Here is a 23791-nt window from a genome sequence, read left to right as displayed (position 1 = left end):
ATTATCGAAAATCGTTTCTCAATGATATAAATAGTATCTTTGCACCTTCGGGGACTAAATAGTCCTGACTGACGAAGTAAATTATTTGATTATTATGAACAACAAGGAAGGCAATAATAAAAGAGGCGGTTCCAGACCTAACAGCTCCAGACCAAGCTCTAACAAGCCAAAACCTGCGATGCCAAAAAGAGCACAAGGCCCTAAAAAAGTAAAACCAACTGCAAAAGCTGCTGAAGAAGCTGCTAAAAAGATAGAGAAAAAGCCTAATCAGGCTCCTAAAAGAGCGAAGGCAAAAGACGAAATCCGTTTGAATAAGTACATTTCTAACTCGGGAGTTTGCTCTCGCAGAGATGCCGATATCTATATTCAATCAGGAAATGTAAAAGTGAATGGCATTCCTGTTACCGAAATGGGTTATCTGGTAAAACCGGGAGACGAAGTAAATTTTGACGGTGTAAAATTAACGCCTGAGAAAAAAGTATATATCTTACTAAACAAGCCAAAAAACTTTACTACTGCTCTTGACGAAGGTCAGGAATTCAGAAACGTATTAGAACTGGTTAAAGGTTCTACAACTTCAAAAATTGCAGCTGTAGGAAGAATGGATAAAAATACCACTGGTCTTTTATTGTTTACCAATGATACGGATATGATTAGAAAGTTTTCATTACCTAATCAAAAGTCCTCTAAAATCTATCAGGTTTCCTTAGATAAAAACTTGAAATTTGAAGATTTGGAAAAAATCAGTAAAGGATTAGTACTGGACGGACACCGTGTTTTTGTAGAAGAAGTAAGCTATATTGAAGGAGAAGCAAAAAGCGAAATCGGACTGAAATTAAAAACATCCAATGTAAAAGTAGTTCGTTCTATCTTTGAACATTTTGATTATGATGTTTTAAGAATCGATCGTGTTGCTTTTGCCGGTTTGACTAAAAAGAACTTACCTAGAGGAAACTGGAGATTACTAACCGAGCAAGAAATTATCAACTTGAAAAATACCTAGTTTTCGTTTTACGCAAACAAAAACCGCCTCAAATTAAGTTTTGAGGCGGTTTTTTGTTGGGAACTGATCAGCTATTTTTCATGAAAAAAAAGCCGTTTCAAAATTTTGAAACGGCTAATTCTCTACAAATTATTCAATCTATAAATTACCATTTAAATGGTAAGTACCAGTTACTAGGATTCATTAATTTAGTTCTAACATAATCAACTTTAAAATTCAGTCTTATCTCGATTTTTATCATAAATTTATTTACCTAAAAAAACCAGGTGTATCAATTATACCCAGGTGCTGCTGCCTCTATATACATATCATTGGCACCCAGTGCCCATGTACAAGAATAAGACGCAGCAGTATGTTCTTCATTCAAAAAATTGAAAGTTAATTCGTCTTCCAGAGAATAAGTAGGTAATCCATATTCTCCAGCAAATAAATTTATAGGAGTATTTCCATATAAGTTGCTGTATGCATAAACCTCAATTATATCCCAAGGACTATTAGTATGTATGAGCTTATCCGTAATATCCAGTTCGCCATTAAGAACATTATGTCCTTGGTAAGTACTTGTAACATCAATAACTTTATGACCATTCACATAAACATTTAAAGTAGTTGGTCCTATCAGCGAATAATATATTTTTTGTGCTGACATTTCTGCAAAAGAGAAGCTTAATAATAGAACAAAAAAAACGGTTAATTTTTTCATAATTTAAAAATTTGGTTAAATTGATTAAAGAGTTACATTTTTTGTAACCCATTCAAATTTAATAAATTATTTTAAATTAACAAGTTTTTTCGTAAATTAAAATACAAACAAAAAGGTTTGCTGGAATAACCAACAAACCTTTTCTCTACAAACTATTCAATCTATATATTACCATTTAAATGGCAAGTACCAATTACTAGGATTCATTAATTTCGTTCTAACATTAGCAGCTTCAGCATTACCCTCTTTATTTAATTTCTCATAGATTTTATCAGCTAAGAAAGAAGGATCATTTCTACGTCTAGCTATACGCACTAAATCTTCCCAACGGTTTCCTTCGTATGCTAGCTCTAAAGCAGCTTCATTTATAATATTGTTTTCAGTAGTTATCATGTCATCACCAATTGCGCCAACAGTTGTCAAACGTGCACGTCCTCTAATTCCAACATTACGATGCCAATTACCTCTAAAACGGGGAGCTTCACCATTACGAGCATCAAAATCATAAGGAAAAGGCTCTTTAGTTTGCATAACATTAGTTACATCATCGGAAGTCGTAAGCCCATCTCTGTATGCTTCGTATATACCAACATTCAATAGAGCATAAGCAATTTTTTGCTGGTTGTCTCTATTTGCTGCTTCGGCATATCGCAAATGCAATTTAGCTGCACGATACAAAAACCAATCACCTTCTCTTTTAAACTGATCATTAGCGGCTTCAAATTTGTATAGATATTTCATAATTACAGGATCATCTCCTACCATATTATAAGTAAACTTTGAACCACGAGCATCGTAAGGAAAATCATTTTGTTGTCTTTGACTATTCCATAAATCAATAGCTCTTTGTGATGGCATAGCTAAATAACTTCCTGAATTTTTTGAAAAAATATTTATAAAAGGATTTGCAGGAGCAAAATCACTATCAAAAGGCAAAGACCAAATCCATTCAATATTCCAAGTTGCATCTCTCTCTCTAGGAAATATTGACCTCCAACCTTGGGTATTATTGTTAATTAAAGATCTAGCATCTTGTTCAGAAAATCTAACATAACCAACAGCTAAATCATTATTTGTTGTAACATCAGCCCCTTTAAGACGGTAAACATCAAACAACTCATTAATATTTGCACTATTAGAAGAAGTTTCTAGAACGTTTTTATAATATGAAGCCGCAGCTAAATAATTACCCTTCCAAAGGTTTAAATCTCCTAATAAACATTCTTTATTAATAAAGAACTTCGCCGTATTATAAGTATCAACTGTTATAACTAAACTACTTTGTGAATCGTATAATTTTTTATATGTTAATGATTCTGTAAAAACTACTAATTTATCAATAAGTTGATCAAAAGAAATTCTTGGGTATTTAGATATGTTTTGTACATCTTCTAAAGTTTCAATAGGCTCAGTAATATAAGGAACGCTACCAAAGTGAATACCTAATTGCAAATAAACCCATGAACGAATACACCCTACATCAGCATAACGTTGTTCATATTGGGATTGCGTAAATTTTTTATCAGCTAACATGATATCGAAATTTTTTAAGATATCATTACAATTTTGAATCACTTCATAAAACTCTTTAGGACTAATGTATGGGTTTTCGGCTGAAACATTATGCTGCGAAAGTTCCTTTAAATAAGGAGTGGAATTTCTAGTAGTAGTCATCAAATCGGCACGCATTTCGTTAAGAATTACGTGTTTTTCAGCAAGAGCCATAAACTTACCGTAAACTCCTATCACGGCTGCATCAGCATCGTAAATATCTCGATATAATTGATCCCCTACAAGCTTATCTTCAGGTTGCACATCCAGATAGTCCTGACATGAGCCAAGGCTAAATAATAGTGTCATAACCGATAAAATGGATACGATACTTTTTGTTGTTTTTGTTTTAATCGTTGTTATCATCTGTATGTTCTTTCTATGAGAGTAAATAATTAAAGTCCTAAACGCAATCCTAATTGAATCGATGTAAATTGAGGAGCTAAGCCTATATCAGTTCCTTGACCAAAAATTGATGAAGTAGCACTGAACTCAGGATCATACCCAAGATATTTAGTAAAAGTTAGTAAGTTATTAGCCGTAGCATAAAGCTTGATATACTTAATATAATTCATATCGTTAACTTTAAAATCATACCCCAACACTAATGTTTTTAATCTTAAATAAGAACCATCTTCAATCCATCTGTTGGAAAATTCAGCATTCCCCATTGGATCACCCCATACTGCTTTTGGCATATCAGTTTGTTGTTCTTCTGCTCTCCAACGATTAGCTACAGCGATACTTTGGTTTTCATAACCACTCATTTTTTCTAAGTTATAACGCAAGCCATTGTAGATATCGTTTCCAAGAGAAAAATTAAACAAGGCTTGAAGACTAAAACGTTTGTATGCAATATTTGTTGAAAAACTACCTAACAAATCAGCATTTGGATTACCAATAACCATACGGTCATTATTGTCAATTATATTATCATCGTTTTTATCAACAAATTGCATATCTCCCGCAGTAAATGCAACTAATTCGCCATTTGATAAACGTCTATTTAAACCAGCTGCATTTGCTTCGGCAGTAGTACTAAATACTCCAACACTTTTTAAACCATAAAATAAGTTAGCATCTTTTCCTACTGAAGTTAGATAAGTAGCCCCTGCAAATTGAGTAAGAATATCTCCATTTGGCAAACTTTGAATTTCATTTTTATAACGACTTATATTCAATCCAAAATCAAAAGTAAAATCTGCTGATTTGAATACACGTGCATTCAATGATAAGTCTGCGCCTATAGTACGCATCGACGCACTATTAGAAACAACATCATCAAAACCACTTAAATTACTAATCGTTTGATAAACAATCATGTTATCGGTTTTATTAGAAAAGACATCAAGAGAAGCATTTATTCTTTCATTAAAAACACCTAAATCAGCACCTAAATTGAATTTTTTAACCGTTTCCCATTGTAAGTTTGGATTTCCGATATTTCCTCTTACTAAACCTTGCATTCCCAATAAATTTTGAGACTCATAGTATTTTTGAGCGGTAAAATTACCAATATCATCATTCCCACTATGTCCAATACTAGCTCTCAATTTTAAATAATCAATAGATTTAACATTCTTCATAAAGCCTTCAGAAGACACCAACCAAGCTCCTGTTATAGAGGTCATTAATGCGTATTTATCATTTCCGTTTGAAATTTTATCTCCAAATCTACTTGAACCATCTACTGCATAACTTGTAGTTAAGAAATATTTATTACGATAGTTATAATCTGCATTAGCATATACATTCAACCAATTCCATTCTCCTAGAGCTCCACCTACCTGACGCAATAAGTTAGATCCAGCACCTACCATCGTAAAATCATCAGTAGAAGAATTGTAACCTAAACCTAAATCACTTTCAGACTTATTATTTTGTGTTCTAATTCCAAAACGAACGTCTAGATTATGATCATTATTAAACTTCTTAAAATAATTAGCATAAGTATCTGTAAAAAGACTATTGTACTGTTGGACTTCACTTCCTGAACGGTTGTTCCCAATAGCAGTATTAAGTACTATGTCAGCCACTCCTAAATCTGGTATAAAGAAAGTTTCTCTCTCTTTGTTTAACGTCAAACCTAAAATTGTATTAATATCCCAAGCTTTATTTAAAGCATACTTGAATTTAAGATTTCCAAAGAAGCGATAATTATTATTCTTTCCAAAACCATTTGTTAAAATTGCATTTGGATTACTTACATTAAAATCATCAACATCAGACAAGTTAGGCGATATTTCTCCCAAATCATTTATATCATTTATAGCGAAAAAAGGCGATTTAGTTAACGCTAAATACATAGGACTTGTCTTATAAGCAAAACCTTGATCCCACTGCTCTTGTACATTATTAATAAATGATAAATTAGCATCAACAGAAAGTCTATCTGTTAATTTTAATGCTGCATTTAAACGAGTACTATATCTTTTAGTATTAGTTTGATCAACAATACCTTTACTATCCATATAACCTACAGACAAACCAAACTTAGCGATTTCATCACCTCCTCGAATCTTTAGAAAGTAATTTTGACTTGTTGTTTGCTTAAAAACTTGATCTTGCCAATTAGTATTATTATGGTATTTAAAATAACCCGCCGAACCTATTTCGTCATTCATGTATGGCAAAGCAGCAATTTGTTGTTGAGACAATCCACGAGTAGCTTCTAGTTGAGAGAGATGAGTACGAAAAGCATCTGAACCTAGTAATGGCAATTGATCTGGAGTTTGATTTACCCCTCCGTACATTGTAAAGTCAATTTTAGTAGATAACTCAGTTGGACGAATCGTTGTTATTTTAATCACTCCATTAGCACCTTTTGTACCGTATAATGAAGAACCGTCTTTTATAACAGTTATATCCTCAATATCCTTAACATCCAAATTAGATAAAGGAGAAGAAACATTATTTGGTATAATTCCTGAACCGTAATCTTCGTCATCATAAATCATTCCATCCACAATAATCAACGGTTTGTTAGTAGCATACAGTGAGTTAAAACCACGCAATGATAAATAACTGCCTGCCCCTGGAGTACTAGAATTCCTAACTGTATTTAAACCAGCAACTTTTCCCTGAAGAAATCCACCAACAGATTCATTTATAGGATTTGACCATTGGTCTTTACTGAAATTAACAACACTAGCTGCATTTGTATTATTGTACTGCATTTGGTCTCCAGCTGCCGTATTAGCAACTTGATAGGCTTGAGTATAATTAGGTTCATTTAAGAAAATTTCAATTCCAGACTCTTGACTTCTTAAGGCATAAACCTTAGTTTGAAAATTTTCTCCACTAATTTTAAGTAGCGCTTCTAAATTAGGAACTTTTATCTCAAAGCTACCATCATCATTTGTAATAACTGCTGAAAAACCTTCAACAGCAATATTTATTCCTGACAAAGCTGTTTTAGTTTTGGCACTTTTAACAATACCTTTTACCAAAATCCCTTTTACATTTTTATTTATAGTAGTAGTTGCTGTAGCTGTAGAATCTTGTGCTTGTTGTGCATACATTGGTATGTATAGTCCACTAGCAAAAAAAAGACCTACTAAGCAGCTTAGTTTTATATTTTTTAGCATAACTAATTTTTTATAGATATTATTTAATTACAGGAATAAATTTCAAATAATCCAATGTCAGCGAGTTGTTTCCGTTAGTTCCTGTATTGGCACCTACTAATGAAATAAAATCGATATCCTGAGCTTCTCCTAATGTAAATTCTCCAATAAACACCTCTTCATAGTTATCAAGTTCTACATTCATATACGGAAATAAAGCAATTGTTTGTGAAAAAACTGTCGCATCATTAACAACTTCAGACTTTCCATATATCAATAAACGCTGTTGAAAAACATTTGTTTGAATATCATTTATAGCTCGCCAATATACCTTATAAGTAGTACTGTAAAAATCTTTTGCATTATAAGTTATCCAAGGCAAAGGAGAACCTGGATTTTGCACAAATATGTCTTGAAAGAACAATCCAGAAAGATCAGTACGGTCTCGATAAAACATTCTTGAGCGAATAAAGTTAAAATATGGACCATTGTTCTCTCCTTCAATTTTAGTAGTAAGCAAACGCTTTTCTAAAGGAACATCTACTTTTCTCATTACATAAACAATTCCATTACTTAAATGAATTTCTTCTACAATTTGAGTTTTGTCGACAGGAACTTCTACGCCAAATCTTGAAACTAAAGTAGCTGGTAATTCATCTAATTCATATTTTCCATGAAAAGCCATATCTCTCAACGTAAAATACTGGGCATAAGTAGCGGTTGAATCTCTAACTATAGGATCAATTGAAGTTTTAATCAAATAGGGTTTCATCTTGTCTACTTCAGCATTATATCCATCATCCTCCATTAAGAAAAACGTATACGAATTTTTCTCATTGTTTAGATTGTAAACATTTCTTAAATAGGAATTGGTCAATGAGTCTGCAAGATACCCAGCACCATTTTCTTCAGACACTACCTTTCCAATACTATCTGATTGATAAATATTAAATGCTTTTAAACTTAATAAATAAGCAGCTGTTTGATTACTTTCTGAAACTGAATTTACATATTCCCAAATATTTAATTTTGGAATCAATGGTGTATCAATAATATGAAATACTCCATTAGCCGCATACTGATCTGCTGTTACAATAGTTGCGTCATCAATCATAGTATTACCTTGAAATGTTAAGTATTTATTACTATACATTTTTATTTGCGTTTCCTCTTCATTTCTTTCAGAAGAATACGCTGTTAAAGCAATGTGATTTGCTACAAATTGTTTTAAAGCTTCTGGATCGTCTAAAATTGCATCACTAACCGCTGCCATAGCTGCATTAGTAGGTACGAAAACAGTATAGGTTTTTGAAGCCGCCAAAACTTTATCATAACCTGTTTCTACTAATAATTCTGCAAATTGGGTAGTCTCAGTTGTATTTGTAATTGCCTCAGTCAAATTACTATCTAGATTAGAATCACCATTGTCTTCACGGTCATCCCAAGGGTTAGAACATGAGATTATTGCTAGTGTTAAAACACTAGCAAAAAATCTCTTATAATTATATTTTAATAGAATCATTTTTACTTAATTAAGTTTGTATTTGAATTGTTATTTAACTTGAACTTTTATTAAGGAACTAAACCATCTCCTCCTGATTGAAGTCTTGGATACAACTGATCCATTTCAACAGGACGGAATTCAGCTACATCAATCCAGGTTTGACCATTACTACTATCCAATATTCTTTCAAATTTCAATTTATGTCTTCCTGTAGTAGGAATTTCTACAATACCTACAAGTCTAGTACAATAGTTTCTATCCACAGGCGATAAATTTGTTTTATATCCTTGAGATTCATAAACACGTTCAGGAATAGTAGAATTATAATATTCTCTAAAATTAATAAGTCTAGACATTGGCATATCGTTTACTAATACCCTTACAGATGCTGAAGATCTTGTATTTGTTCTAAATGAAATCCAAACTTTATATCGTCCTTTAATTATTACTGGCGTATCAAATGTTATTGATGTGAAATAACTTGAATTTAAACGGAGTAATTCAATAACATCTCCACGCCATGCAGTAGTATTTCCTGCCGTATAAGTTACAGTTGTTGCTTTTCCTTCCCAAGTTATACCTGATAATTGTTCATCAGTATAAGTAGCCCATTTTCCGGGTACACGATAAACAGCGGTGTTTTGTTTGAATTCAGGTTGATCACAAAGATCAAAATATACAGGAGCAGGAAGTCTTTTCTTAATATTAAAGTTTGATTCTACATAATGTAAAACACCGTTTGAAGCAGTAACATCACTTATATTTCTAACTATGGCAACACCTTTTTCACGAATACCGTTAAAAACATCATCATTCAACAATATAGTGTCATTACTCAATCTAGCACTAATAACCTCAAGAGGTGCTTTAGTTTCAAATGAAGACTTTGTTGCAATATCTGCCATATAATTTAATCCTGGCAAAATTCTATACTGTACAAATAAATTCAAACTATCTTTTAAATCAGTAGGATCTGCTGGTTTTGAAGGATCAACAGGTTTACTATATCTCAATTTTAAATTTTCTAAAGTATTCAATGTGATTTCCTCGTTATTATTCGCAGGATTCTTCCATTTAGTTTCATTAAAAACATCATTAGTTTGAGCTAATACAGTTAAATAACTTCCAATATTATTATCATCGTAAGTAATAGGTTGATTTAATTTTTCATACCATCCCGTAGCTTTTAAAACTTCGGTAAATAAAGAAAGATTAGGATCTTCTTCAATAGTTTGTGCTAAAGTTTTATCAGCAACACGCAATACTTGATCAATACCATGAACTACACCATTTCCTAATTTTATATTTGGACTTACAATTTTAGCACTTTTATTTACTGTTATACTAGAACCATCATCAGCATTTACAGCGCCAGTTATTAAAAACTGACCATACAAACTTGGTGTAGCAATTTTACCGTCATTAAATGAATTAGTATTAACAACTTTGTCTAGAATATGCAGTTTAGCTATATTTTGTAAATCTAATAAAGGCACTTCACTTAATGATGTTGCTCCCACACTATTCAAATACTGTTGTACAGCCTCATTATTTGGAACAAATATGGTATAAGTACCGTAAGTATTCATAAAGGAAGCATAATTTGTCAAATCAAGAAGTTCTAAAAACATAGAATAATCTGGATTATCTCTTAAATATTCCGTTATATTCAAAGTTTCATCTGTACTCTCTTTTATTTTTGGTTCGGAACAATTTTGAAACACTAAAGCTATTAAAAATAGTAAAGTAAGTCTCAACAGGCTAGGCAATCTTAATAATCTTTTCATGACTTAATTTTTTTTATTTGTAAAACGGATTTTGTACTAATGCTTTATTGGTAAAAAGTTCAAATGTATTTATAGGTAAATAGTGGCTATTAGGATCTCTAAGTTTTGCAATTATAGTTTGTTGTTGAGCTGGAGGAGCAGTCGCAATTGCATTACTTATTAATAAATCAATACGCTCATAATCATTAGCTCGAGCCATTCGCAACAAATCATACCAACGTTTCCCTTCAAAAGCAAATTCTCTAGCTCTCTCAGCCAAAATATAATCTAAAATTCCACTTGTGTTATCTGGAAAAACTGTCATTTCAGTCAATTCAATTGCTTCTCTTTTTAAACGAATTTCCTCAATAATATCAAGTGCTTCTTGACCTTGTTCTATGTTTTCATTTATTCCTCCTAATCTAGCCAAGGCTTCTGCTCTCATTAGCTTCACATCAGCATAGCGATACACAAACCAATGCGTATCAGAATCTTGCAACGCTTTACGATCAGCATTATTTAATCCAGTAAATTTATATATCTCATTTGTACCCGCAACTAATGAAGCACGTACTCCACGTATGTCAGCATTTTCTGGATTATCAAAATCAACTCCAAACACTTCTTCTAACACAATTGGCCCAGCAATAAATTGAGGTCTCTGTAAAAAGATATTATAAAAAGGCCCCAAATTTGCTGTAGTATATTGAAATTCAAAAATACTTTCACTAGAATTTCCTCTGGCATATACCGTATTAAACCAGCTATTAGATGCGTCTATTAAAGAATATTTATTTGAGTCAATTACCTTAGTTGTTGCAATAAGTGCTTGATCATAATCTTCTGTCCATAAATACACATCTGCCAACATAGCGTTTATAGCATAAACTGTTATGCGTCCTTTGTTTGAAGCAACATCTCCATAATCCTCTACCGCATATTCCTCTGCTAATTTTAAATCTTCAATTACCTGATCAAAAACCACATTTTGTGGCGTAGTAGGTAATTGAAAATTATCTTGATCATTTAAAGTAGGTTCCAATTTTAAAGGCACATCTTTAAATGTACGCGCCAATGTAAAATACAAATATGCTCTAATAGCCAGAGCTTCAGACAGAAAATGATTTAATTGTATTTGAGTAAAGGTAGGATCCTCATTTCTAACAGCTGGAGCCAAAGCAATAACTGTATTACAATAATTAATCGTTCTGTAAAATGCACCCCAATCTGTCAATCCATTAGAGGGAAGAACATTGGTATTCATAATATCTCTTGCGTCATCGGTAACATTAGGACCTTCAGTAACCATTCCACCTCTTAATTCACCGTGCATGAATAAATATTGAGTCATTGTTAAATCACCAACACCTGGAGGCGAACTTAACATTGAGGAATAAATTCCTATCACAGCTGCTTGTACATCCTCCTTTGTCTTCCAAAATTCATCACGTACAATTCCATCTTGTGGACGTAAATCTAAATAATCATTGCACGAACTTGCCGCAACAAAAAGTATAAAGATTGCTAATATTGTTTTTATTTTAGTTTGCATAAATCAAATATTTTTTATTTAAAAACGAGTTGTTAAACCAAATGAAAATCGTTTTGTAGGTGGTGTCGCTGCATTATCTATAGACATTCCAAAAGCTCCTGACCCCATACTTACCTCTGGATCCTGACCTCTATATTTTGTAAAAGTATACAAGTTATCTGCTGTTACGTAAACTCTTATCTCATCTAGATTTAATTTCTTCAATATATTTTTACCTAAATTATAACTTAAAGTTACAGAACGTAAACGAACAAATGAAGCATCTTCTACATAACGATCAGAACCTAACCAATTGTACCCAGCACCATAAATCGCTCTAGGCATATTCGTTACATCACCAGGGTTACGCCATCTAGATAAAACAGCAGTACTTTGATTACTCCATCCATACATGTTAGTAGTACTCATATCAGTTCCATTAACAATATCAAAATCGAAACGATAGGTAAAGAAAAGCATTAACCTCAATTGATTATTAAAACTAACATTTGACCCAAAACCTCCTGCAAATTTAGGGTTACTATTCCCTAAATAAACCACATCACGGCTATCAATGTTTCCATCTTTATTGATATCCTCATAGATAGCATCTCCTGGTTGAAATACATAATCAGTATTAGGATAGTTGAAACGCATAAACACCTCTTCTCCATTAGGACCTGCAATCACATTTCCATTAGCATCTCTAGCTCTTGTTGCGTCAAGATCAGTATACACTCCTTTGAAACGGTATCCATAGAATGAACCAAAAGGGTTATCAACCTGTAAGAAACGTTTAAACTGACCATTTCTATCGGTGTTTCCACTTTCAGTTGCAACAAATTCAGATATTTCTGTAATCATGTTCTGATTGTTCGAAATATTAAAATTAAAATCTATTTTCCACTTTTTTGATTTAAATGGAGTTGCATTAAGACCAATTTCCCATCCTGAACTTTCCATTGTACCTACGTTTTGATCTGAAATAGTACTATAACCAGAAACAGATGTTACATCAAGATCCCTAAAAAGAAGATCTTTAGAAGTGGTCTGGTATATTTCGGCATCAATGCTCAAACGCTTGTTAAACATTTGAAGATTGAATCCTAAGTTTTTACCAATTTTTGTTTCCCATTTTAAATTGGTCAACTCCATATTACCAGGAACAACACCGTTAAGACCTAGATATTCTGTTTGATAATTATTATAGACATTAAAAAAACGATAATCAAATCGAGGTGCTCCACCTGAATGTCCATAACTCAATCTCATACTTAAGTCATCAATTTTTTCAAAACTTTTCATGAATGGCTCACCTGATATTCTCCAACGAGCAGAAACAGAAGGAAAATACCCATATCTGTTTTTTCCTGTGAATTTTGAATTTCCATCAGCTCTTAAACCTACATTTATCAAATAACGATCTAATAAACCATACTGTGCTGTAAAAACAGCTCCAACATTTCTGGCCTGAAGATTACCCGTACCTAAAAACAATTCCGAATTTTGCGTACGAGATGGATTTGATGGATCCGTCAACAAAGACGAAGCCGTATTAGAGGTTAATGCTTGATGAGACGTATAACGATAGTCATTGGATTGTAATGAAACTAAAGCTTGAAAAGTTTGTTTTTCTCCTATTTTAGGCGTGTATATAAAATTAGTTTTTGTAATAATACTAGCCTCATCGGCATCAGCATCTGAAGCTCTATTTACCACTGTTTCGGTAAAAGGGCGACCTGTTGCATTTTGAGGTAAAAAAGATTTTGTTTTCGTACTTTTATAATCAAACTGTAAATCAAAAGTTGACATGAATACTCCTGGAACAATACCTACGCTCAAATTAAAGTGTGGAACAATACGATTTTCTACCTGATCGTTAATTGCTAACTTAGCCATCGCAAGCGGATTGTAAGTACCTGCATAAGTACCCTGAACGTTTGCTGCAGGTGAGAAATAGTTTGGAGTAAGATTTCCTAATTCATCATATTCATAAATACTCATATTAGGCATTTTAGTATAAGCAACTCCTCTTAAACGATCTCCACTACTCGTTCCATTTACATAATTACGCTGAGTATCTGTATTTGTGTATGACAAATCTGTCTTGAACTTAATACGATCCGAGACATTATAGTCTAAATTCAATCTAGCATTCAATCTTTCTAAACCAGTACCTATAGTTACCCCCTTTGATTTGTAATAACCTACGGATGTATAATATCTTGCTTTTTGACCACCACCTGACAGAGCAAGAGTATGCTCTCCTGTAATACCAGCTTGAGTAATTGCGTCTATCCAATTAGTATTTTGACTGTAGTTATTAAAATAATATACATCCTGTGGATCATATTGAAATTCCTTTACGTTTAAAGTATTCAAAGGCACTCCATTTCTATTCATAAACTCTTCAGGAATCAATTGCGAATATTGATCTCCACTTAGCATAGGAATAGTAGGAGGCAATTTAGAATAAGTTCCTCTATACGTATAAGTGATCTTTGGAGCACCTACCGATCCACGCTTAGTAGTAATCAATAAAACACCACTAGCTGCACGAGACCCCCAAATGGCAGTAGCGGCCGCATCTTTTAAAATAGTAATGGTTTCAATATCGGATGGAGCAATATTAATTAATGCAGCATATCCTTGTTCATCAGCAGAACCAAAGTTAAAATCTTCAGGAACTGAAGTTTCATAAGGCATACCGTCAACTACAATCAATGGATCTGAAGAACCTGTAATAGAAGAGGTTCCACGAATACGAATTTGCATTCCAGCACCTGGATCTCCACTGGTAGCAACAATATCAACACCAGACAAACGCCCTTGTAAAGCCTCATCAATAGAAGCTGCTTGCGTATTTTCTAAATCCGCTGCATTAATAGAAACCGAACTCGTAGTACGATCGCGGTCTGCAATTCGCATTAATCCATTATCAGAAGTTTTAGCCGAAGTAACCACAATCTCTTTTAAGGACTCAACTGTAGAAACTAAGAATACTTTAACAGATTGCTTTCCGTTAATAGCAACCGTCTTAGATTTATATCCTATAGTAGAAACTACTAATTTATTATTTGGATTTTTAACTCGTATTGCAAAATTCCCATCAAAATCTGTAACCACACCACCTACTGTACGACTCTCAGCATCTTGTTCGACTACAGTAGCTCCAGGAATAGTTTGATTATCACCCGCATCAATAACCTGACCACGAACTAACATAGCAGTACTAGATTGTTGTGATAATGCTGGCATTGCCATCAGTAAAACGAGGGCAAATGTAAAATTGCGTAATATATTTGTAATTTGTTTTCTCATTTTATTACTGAATTTTAGGAAGTGTAAGATAGTTATCTACTAAATGAATTAAAGATCTATCTGCTAAGTTATTACTGCTTGCTGGAATAAAATTAGCTGCAGGATTTTCTCCTCCGATACTATTAACTGTTGTTTCATCTTTAAATGATAAACTTCCAGCGTTGCTAATTATACCAACATACGTTGGATCTCCAATTTGATCTTTTCTTAAAGTTTCGTATTGACCTGTTACAAGACCATCATTCGAAGCTGTCTTATTTACTATAATATGATAACGGATAAAATCTGCAATCACGTCCCTTTCTCCTAGTGATGCTGTTGCTGGATTAGACGGTAAATCACCCGCTAGAATTGCTTTTGCAATAGCTGCAGTATTTGGTATTACAAAAGTATATGAGGTACCCAATTCTACACCTTCTATCTTACCTGTAGTTGAATTATAAATAGAAGAATTACGTAAATATTGATAAAAACTATTAAACTGTGGATTAGTTGCTGCTAAACGAGCAATTACTAAGCCTTGAAGTTCCTCAGAATATTTTGGCACATTATCAATATAATAAGTAGTCCCATTTTGCTGTTCTTCACTTCCTATAATATTAACATAAGTCTGAACTCCTCCTGTTTGATTTCCTGCAGCATAAATTCTATTATGATCCCATTTTATATATTCACCCGGAAGTTCATTGTCACCTGTACGAATCATTCCTGAAGTCGTTGCTATATTATCCAGCTCTCCATCAGGAGTTAATACAATACAATTATACAACACCCTAATCAATCTATTTCTGGCATTAATTGCTGAATCAGCAGCACCATTTACAGGAGAAATATATACCCATGATGAAAATCTTCCGTCGTATTCAAATCCTAGGCTTCTCAATACAGCATCAGAAGGTAAAAAAATTGTAAACTTCTGATTTATATTGCTAATCATTTCTTTAAATCCAGTAGCATCATTATAAATTCTGGTAGCAAAAGTATACTTAGGATCTAAATAAGCTGAAGTATAAACGCTATAAAACAAATTTGATTTTTGAACTTTATTAGCTCCATAAAAAAAGCCGTTACTCAATATTTTCTTATCAGTAATATCAGTATTAAAATCAAATCGTATATCTTCACCTAAACCATTAGTATAACTTCCAGGAGTTGATGGCCAAACTGCACGTTGTATCATGTGAGCATTAAAAAAATCTTGAAAAACATACTGAGGTAGCGCAGTAAGAGAAGCATAGTTTTTAAGCAAGATGGTTCTTATAAATTCTTTTAATGGTTCATCTTCTGGCACAATCATAGTGTAAGCATCTGACTGACCATCATTATCTTCAGATTTTATAAAATTTTCATTATTAGGTGCAAATACTAAAGTAGGATCGTAGGCTTTAACAAAAACATCTTCAGAATTTCCTGTGAAATTTCGATAAGTAGTAGTAGCTGCTTGATTAAAGACATAATCAACCAAATTATTTTCTAACATTTGTCTAAACTCACTATATTCAGATTTTGATTCTAAATACTGATCAATATTCATTAAAGGAAGGTTTACTTTATCTACTTCATGAATAATACCATTTTCGGCAATAATGTCAGCTTCTTTTACACCACCATCAAAAAGATTAAATCCCGTATATTCTTTATCAGGATAGAAATAATTAAAATCTGTAGCACTCAAACCTGCTGCCGTAAAATACTCATCGGTAAAATAAGTAACGTATTTATTATTATTGTCCCCAGCAACATAATTATTAACCCCATTACGGTTAGAACCTACAATTACTTTTGGTAAACCATCAATTGTTTTAGTTACAAAACTATCATAAAAGGCCGTTCTTCTTCTAAAAGAATTATCAGGCACCCATCCAGCAGAAGACTGATAATCAGATAATTGATCTTCTCTAAAAGCATTATAAACAAGGGCATACCTAACTATTTTAGCAGCTGTTGCCTCGTCTATTTTAGTCACATCAGAAAAGCCGCTTTCCTGGAAATAAGCAGTAAATGCATCATCATTTGGCGCAAACATAGTCCAATACCCTGATTTACTCAAGATATCCTTATAGCCTGCTTTTTCAATTAAGGCAGTGAAATTTTTAAAATTACCTAATTCATCTAATCGTTGATAAATAGGATTTTCAAGATAATCCGGACGTGCATAGTATTCATCAAATACGTCTCGACTACAACTGGAAAATAACGCCAGAAGCGGCAGGATTAATAAATAGTAATTCAATTTTCTCTTCATTCTTGGTTAGCTTATAAGTGGTGAATAATTTATTTGTGTTTTTTTTAACTATTTTTTATCAATATTTAACTTTTCAAAGTTATAGGTTCAGCTTAATACATCTATCCTGTTGTATCCTGTTTTTTATATATGTATTAAAAAAAATTAAAATAAAATACACATATCGTAATCTATCTATTAATATTATAAAAATTAACAAACCCCTGTATTTACTGAGTTTTTTGTTTTCAATGAAGATTTAAATAAATGTTTAAAATACATGTATATTAAATTAACATATTTTTTACATTTAACAAAAACGCCTGATTAACTTCGAAAATGACCTATTATTGCCTTCCATTATAAATCAAATTAATTTTTTTTGTTAAATTTTCTAAACTCTTTGAGGTTTGTTTTTAAAGAATAAATATATCATCTCATAATTCTCCCGAACTGAAGTACATTTTAAATTAGCAGGCACGAAAACGCTATTAAAGATATTGCTTTTTAACACAATATCAGATAATTACACATTAAAATAAATTGAAATAACTTAATATTTTTTTCACATTAAGAATTTAATTTTTATTTTAATCCAAATAAACTATTACTTTTGACTTCCAAAAAATTATAATTTTATGAATACAAAGACAGCTATTGTTACCGGAGGAAATTCAGGTTTGGGTTTTGCAACCGCTAAAAAATTATGCGATAACGGAATTAAGACCTATATAATAGGACGTACCAAAGAAAAAACAGAAGAAGCCTGTGCTGAAATTGGCGCAAATGCAATACCTGTAATCTTTGACTTAAATAATTTAGACGAAATTCCGGCTATGATTGCCGAACTCGCTAAAGACGCACCAATAGACATTTTAGTAAATAACGCAGGAATTAATCTTAAGAAAGAATTTACTGATGTTACTGACGAAGATTTCCTGTCTGTTATACACACTAACCTTTTAAGTGTATTTGCAGTAAGCCGTGAAGTAGTAAAAAACATGAAAGCAAATAAAAACGGAAGCATTGTCAATATCAGCTCGATGGCTTCTCAATACGGAATCCCTAAAGTAATTGCTTACTCAGCAAGTAAAGGTGCCATCGAATCCATGACTCGTGCTATGGCTGTGGAGCTGGCTTCATTTGGAATTCGCGTGAACTGTATCGCTCCGGGTTTTATTAAAACTAAAATGTCGGCTAAAGCATTAGATAGTGATCCGGAAAGAAAAAATAAAGTTTTGGGAAGAACTCCAATGGGATTCTTAGGAGAACCAGATGACATTGCAGACGCCGCCTATTTCTATGCAACATCAGAATCTAAATATGTAACAGGAACTGTCCTTCCGGTTGACGGAGGAAACAGTATCGGATTTTAATTTTCGAAAATGATACAAATGCAACACACGATGCGATGGTTTGGCCCTACTGATGCCATCGCCTTACAAGACATCAGACAATGTGGCGTTTCCGGCATTGTAACGGCTTTACACCAAATCCCTGTGGGAGAAATCTGGACAGTTGAAGCCATACAGGAAAGACAAAAAATTATCCGGGAAGCCGGAATGGAATGGACCGTAATCGAAAGCTTACCAGTTCATGAAGAAATCAAACGAGCTTGCGGTAATTTTAAACAATACATAGAAAATTACAAAACCAGCCTGAAAAACATTGCCCAATGTGGAATCAAAGTGATTACCTATAACTTTATGCCTATTCTGGACTGGGTTCGTACTAATCATAATTTTGAAAATCCTGACGGTACAAAAGCGTTACTGTACAATCATATTGCTTTTGTTTATTTTGACATTCATTTGTTAAAAAGACCCAATGCTGAAAACGAATATACTTTGGAACAAAAAGAGCAAGCCCTGAATTTTGGCTCTACCCTATCCACCGAAGAAAAAGAACTTTTATTTAAAAATGTACTTCTGGGGTTACCGGGAAGCAAAATCAATTTTACAGCAGAACAAATTCTGTCTTTATTAGACAATTACAAAGACATTGATGACAATAAACTAAGAGAAAATCTGATTTACTTTTTATCTGAAGTTGCACCTGTAGCCGAAGAATTAGGACTAAAATTAGCCATACATCCTGACGACCCTCCATTTCCGGTTATGGGATTACCCAGAGTAGTTTGTACTGCCGATGATATTAAAAAAATCACCGAAGCTGTTCCCGTTAATGCAAATGGTTTATGTTATTGTACCGGTTCGCTTGGTGCGGATCCTAAAAATGATTTGGTTCAAATAATTGAAAATTTTGGTGACAGAATTCATTTTTTACATCTTCGAAATGTAATTAGAACGGATGAAAATATTTTTAGAGAATCGGAACATCTTAACGGAGATAACCCGATGGAAGCAGTTATGGAAAAACTAATCTTACTGATGAACAAAAGAAAAGTAAGTTTGCCAATGCGTCCTGACCACGGTTTTCTACATTCATTAGAAGAAGGCAAAGAACAATATCCCGGCTATTCATTAATAGGAAGAATGAAAGGCCTGGCCGAATTAAGAGGCTTAGAAATTGGACTGAAATACAAGTTGCAACAAAACTAATCCTAACGCATTTTTTTTTACAAAACTCTCATTCGCAAAACAGCAAATGAGAGTTTTTTTTTATACAAAATTTCCAAAACTATTTTTTATATAAAAATTAAATCTATATTTGCATACCGGAACAGAACAGTACGTTAAAAATGGAAACTAACTTTGCCTTTACTATCAATCACGAAAGTGATATTCCAAAATACCAGCAGTTAGTTGATGCTATTAACAATGCTATTGCCGAAAATATTTTAGCAAAAGGAGAACAACTTCCGTCAGTAAATAGCATTTGCAAAAAAAATCAGCTTTCAAGGGATACTGTTTTTAAGGCTTATACCATTTTAAAAGAACAAAAACTTATTGATTCGGTGCCTAACAAAGGGTATTTTGTAGCGGGAGAAACCAGAAAAGTTTTGCTTGTATTAGACACTTTCAAAGCCTACAAAGAGGTTTTATACCACTCCTTTGTAAACAATTTAGCCGATAATATTATTGTTGACGTTCAGTTTCATCATTATAACATAGATAATTTTAAAAACATCATCAACAACAGTATTGGGAAATATTTCAAGTATGTTGTGATGAATTTTGACAATAAAGAAATAGCTCCTACCCTATCCGTCATTTCTAATGAAAAATTATTATTAATTGATTGGAATATTCATTCGAAATCAAAAAATAATTATGTTTTTCAGGATTTTGGCAAAGCTTTTTATAAGGCTTTAGAACAAGGAGAACATTTGTTTAAAAAATATAAAAAAACGGTTTTTGTTTATCCAACATTTACCAATCATCCCAAAGAAACAATAACTTTTTTCAAAAAATTCTGTACTGATTTCAATCTTAATCATGAAATAATTACTAATCCAAAAGAGTTTATCATCGAAAAAGATATTGCGTACATCAGTGTAAGCGACAGGATTTTAGGCATATTTTTAGAACAATGTCGTGAAAAAGATTTAGAACCGGGAAAAGATGTTGGTTTTTTATCCTATAACGAAACCCCAATGAAAAAGTTTATTTATAAAGGCATCTCTGTTGTCACAACTGACTTTAATGAATTAGGAAATAAAGCAGCCGAATTTGTTACCAAAGATGAACCAATGCAATATTATGTTCCAACAAAATTAACCATTAGAGAATCATTATAAATTATGTATTATATCGGATTTGACATAGGAAGTTCCTCTGTAAAAGTTGCCGTTGTAGAAGCAGCAACAGGAAAAAAAATAATCGCATTACACGAACCGGCTGATGAAATGGCAATTACCGCCTATCATAAAGACTGGGCAGAACAAGATCCTGAAATGTGGTGGGAATACTGCTGCATTGCGACTAAAAGAGCTATAAAAGAAGCCAATATTGATGCTTCTAAAATAACTGGTGTTGGTATTTCTTATCAAATGCATGGATTAGTAGTAGTGGATAAAAACGGAAAATCACTTCGAAATTCTATCATCTGGTGTGATAGCCGGGCGGTAGAAATTGGAGATAAAGCATTCGAAGATTTAGGCGAAGAGCAATGTGCCTCTCACCTATTGAATTCTCCGGGAAATTTTACGGCGTCTAAGCTAACGTGGGTTAAAGAAAACGAACCTGAAATTTATGCTCAAATCCATAAGTACATGCTGCCGGGCGACTTTATTGCTTACAAATTGACAGGCGAAATCAACACAACTAAAAACGGTCTTTCAGAAGGAATGCTTTGGGATTACAAAGAAAATGAAGTTGCCGAATGGTTATTGAAATACTACGGAATTGACGCTTCACTAACACCTACAATTGTAGACAATTTTACAAATCAAAGTTTCCTGAATGAAAAAGGTGCAAAGGAATCAGGACTTCCTGTTGGTATTCCGGTAGTCTATCGGGCAGGTGACCAACCGAATAATGCTTTATCACTAAACATTTTAAAACCTGGTGAAGTTGCTGCAACCGGTGGAACATCAGGAGTAATATATGCTGTGACAGACCAGTTAAAATCGAAAGAAACATCCAGAATCAACAGTTTTGTCCATGTTAATTATACCAATGAAAAACCTACAGTGGGAAAATTATTGTGCATTAATGGCGCTGGAATTCAATACCGATGGTTACGCAATCAATGCGGAATGGATTCTTATGAAAACATGAATCTCAAAGCCGAAGAAGTAGCCGTAGGTTCTGACGGTGTGGTTGTGATTCCTTTTGGGAACGGTGCAGAAAGAATGTTCAACAACAAGAATATTGGCAGTCATTTCCTGAATTTAAACCTCAACAAACACGGACACGGACATATGTATCGTGCTACTCTGGAAGGAATTGCTTTTGCTTTTGTTTACGGAATGGAAATCATGAAAGCCGATAAAGCACAAATAAACGTTATCCGTGCCGGAAACGACAATTTATTCCGCTCCGAAATTTTCTCTAATACAGTAGCTACGCTAATTGGACATGAAATAGAGATTTACAATACCACAGGAGCTGTTGGTGCCGCAAGAGCAGTTGGTTTAATTGATGGTGATTACGAAACTTTTGGTGAAAACATCATCAAAAACGATCATGTAATGACCTACATGCCTTTACAAAACAGTACACCTTATTTAATAGCCTATCAAAATTGGAAAAAAGAATTAGAACTCATTATAAACAAATAACTAAAAACAAAAAAAATGGCAATAATTGGAAGTAAAGAATACTTTAAGGGTATTGGCGAAATCAAATTTGAAGGAAAAGAATCAGATAATCCGTTAGCATTCAAATATTACAATCCGGATCAGGTTGTAGCCGGAAAAACTATGCGTGAGCATTTTAAATTTGCTATAGCATATTGGCATACGTTCTGTGGTCAGGGTTCTGATCCTTTTGGTCCAGGAACACAAAATTTCCCTTGGGATCAGTCTAATGACCCAATTCAGGCTGCAAAGGACAAAGCCGATGCTGCTTTTGAATTCATTAGCAAAATGGGATTTGATTATTTCTGTTTTCACGATTATGATTTAATTCAGGAAGGAGCAACATTTGCAGAATCAGAAAGCAGATTAGCAGCTATTACTGAGTATTTAAAACAAAAGAAAGCAGAATCTGGAATTAAATTGCTTTGGGGAACAGCAAACTGTTTTTCAAATCCAAGATACATGAACGGAGCTTCTACTAATCCTGATTTTAATGTATTAGCCAGAGCAGGTGGACAAGTAAAATTAGCTTTAGACGCAACAATCGCTTTAGATGGTGAAAATTATGTTTTCTGGGGTGGTCGTGAAGGATACATGTCTTTGCTAAACACTGACATGGGACGTGAATTAGACCACATGGGACAATTCCTTATCAAAGCCAGAGATTATGCACGTGCACAAGGATTCAAAGGAAACTTTTTTATTGAGCCAAAGCCAATGGAACCAATGAAACATCAATATGATTTTGATTCGGCTACAGCAATTGGTTTCTTGAACAAATACGGTTTACAAGATGATTTCAAAATCAATATCGAAGTAAATCACGCTACTTTAGCACAACACACGTTCCAACACGAAATTGAAGTTGCTGCTAATGCAGGAATGCTTGGAAGCTTAGATGCTAACCGTGGAGATTACCAAAACGGATGGGATACAGATCAATTCCCTAACAACATTCAGGAAACTACTGAAGCTATGCTTGTTTTCTTAAAAGCGGGTGGATTACAAGGTGGTGGAGTTAATTTCGATGCAAAAATCAGAAGAAACTCAACGGATATGGAAGATGTATTTTTAGCTCACATTGGTGGCGCAGATACTTTTGCAAGAGCATTACTAACTGCTGATAAAATCATCACTTCTTCTCCTTATGACAAATTAAGAACAGAAAGATACAGCTCTTTCGATTCCGGAAAAGGTAAAGATTTTGAAAACGGAAAATTAGGTTTAAACGATTTATACAAAATTGCCTTAGAAAACGGAGAATTGGATTTAAAAAGCGGAAAACAAGAGCTTTTTGAAAACATTATCAATCAATACATTTAATTTTAATTAAATAAAATTTCCTTTTTTTTAAACACCCTACAGCATAAGAATATCTTATTGTAGGGTGTTTTTTTATACACTCTTTTTTTTATTACT

At 33.2% G+C, this 23791-nt stretch carries 14 protein-coding genes; 6 read left to right on the top strand and 8 right to left on the bottom strand.

Annotation, left to right across the window (positions count from 1 at the left end; all coding sequences use genetic code 11):
• Positions 1–94: 94 nt before the first annotated feature.
• Positions 95–1003 (top strand): pseudouridine synthase, encoded by a 909-nt coding sequence (locus tag BUB89_RS08845; protein ID WP_073244119.1) that lies wholly within the window; start codon positions 95–97, stop codon positions 1001–1003.
• Positions 1004–1274: 271 nt separating this feature from the next.
• On the opposite strand, the gene BUB89_RS08840 is transcribed toward BUB89_RS08845, so the two are convergent.
• From BUB89_RS08840 to BUB89_RS08805, 8 genes are all read right to left on the bottom strand, one after another.
• Positions 1275–1706, bottom strand: coding sequence for a hypothetical protein (locus BUB89_RS08840; RefSeq protein WP_073244117.1), 432 nt, complete (start codon positions 1704–1706; stop codon positions 1275–1277).
• A 168-nt stretch (positions 1707–1874) separates the two neighbouring features.
• Complete coding sequence (locus tag BUB89_RS08835) at positions 1875–3623, bottom strand: RagB/SusD family nutrient uptake outer membrane protein (protein WP_234982611.1); 1749 nt, start codon at positions 3621–3623, stop codon at positions 1875–1877.
• 29 nt (positions 3624–3652) lie between these two features.
• Positions 3653–6778, bottom strand: a complete 3126-nt coding sequence (locus BUB89_RS08830; protein WP_234982604.1) for a SusC/RagA family TonB-linked outer membrane protein — start codon at positions 6776–6778, stop codon at positions 3653–3655.
• Positions 6779–6863: 85 nt separating this feature from the next.
• A complete protein-coding gene (locus BUB89_RS08825) occupies positions 6864–8345 on the bottom strand; it encodes a fasciclin domain-containing protein (protein WP_073244114.1) in 1482 nt (493 codons plus the stop codon).
• A gap of 50 nt (positions 8346–8395) precedes the next feature.
• Positions 8396–10114, bottom strand: a complete 1719-nt coding sequence (locus BUB89_RS08820; protein ID WP_073244112.1) for a fasciclin domain-containing protein — start codon at positions 10112–10114, stop codon at positions 8396–8398.
• Positions 10115–10127: 13 nt separating this feature from the next.
• Positions 10128–11645 carry a RagB/SusD family nutrient uptake outer membrane protein gene (locus tag BUB89_RS08815; protein WP_073244110.1) on the bottom strand — a complete coding sequence of 506 codons (1518 nt, stop codon included), beginning with the start codon at positions 11643–11645 and terminating at the stop codon, positions 10128–10130.
• Between the two features lie 18 nt (positions 11646–11663).
• Positions 11664–14945: a SusC/RagA family TonB-linked outer membrane protein gene (locus BUB89_RS08810; RefSeq protein ID WP_073244108.1), complete on the bottom strand. Its 3282-nt coding sequence runs from the start codon at positions 14943–14945 to the stop codon at positions 11664–11666.
• A gap of 4 nt (positions 14946–14949) precedes the next feature.
• Complete coding sequence (locus BUB89_RS08805) at positions 14950–17190, bottom strand: fasciclin domain-containing protein (protein WP_073244106.1); 2241 nt, start codon at positions 17188–17190, stop codon at positions 14950–14952.
• Positions 17191–17807: 617 nt separating this feature from the next.
• Between BUB89_RS08805 and BUB89_RS08800 the strand changes: the two genes are divergently transcribed.
• The 5 genes from BUB89_RS08800 to xylA all read left to right on the top strand — a co-directional run bounded on the left by BUB89_RS08800 (position 17808) and on the right by xylA (position 23695).
• A complete protein-coding gene (locus BUB89_RS08800) occupies positions 17808–18545 on the top strand; it encodes an SDR family NAD(P)-dependent oxidoreductase (protein ID WP_073244104.1) in 738 nt (245 codons plus the stop codon).
• A 9-nt stretch (positions 18546–18554) separates the two neighbouring features.
• A complete protein-coding gene (gene uxuA / locus BUB89_RS08795) occupies positions 18555–19730 on the top strand; it encodes a mannonate dehydratase (protein ID WP_073244102.1) in 1176 nt (391 codons plus the stop codon).
• A gap of 140 nt (positions 19731–19870) precedes the next feature.
• Positions 19871–20869, top strand: coding sequence for a GntR family transcriptional regulator (locus tag BUB89_RS08790; protein WP_073244100.1), 999 nt, complete (start codon positions 19871–19873; stop codon positions 20867–20869).
• Positions 20870–20872: 3 nt separating this feature from the next.
• Entirely contained in the window at positions 20873–22354 is a 1482-nt protein-coding gene (locus tag BUB89_RS08785) for a xylulokinase (protein WP_073244098.1), read from the top strand.
• Positions 22355–22369: 15 nt separating this feature from the next.
• Entirely contained in the window at positions 22370–23695 is a 1326-nt protein-coding gene (xylA, locus tag BUB89_RS08780; protein WP_073244096.1) for a xylose isomerase, read from the top strand.
• Positions 23696–23791 lie beyond the last annotated feature (96 nt).

Origin of the sequence: Flavobacterium flevense, assembly GCF_900142775.1 — a bacterium.
GTDB classification, from domain to species: Bacteria; Bacteroidota; Bacteroidia; order Flavobacteriales; family Flavobacteriaceae; genus Flavobacterium; species Flavobacterium flevense.
This window is presented reverse-complemented; position numbering and strand designations above follow the sequence as displayed.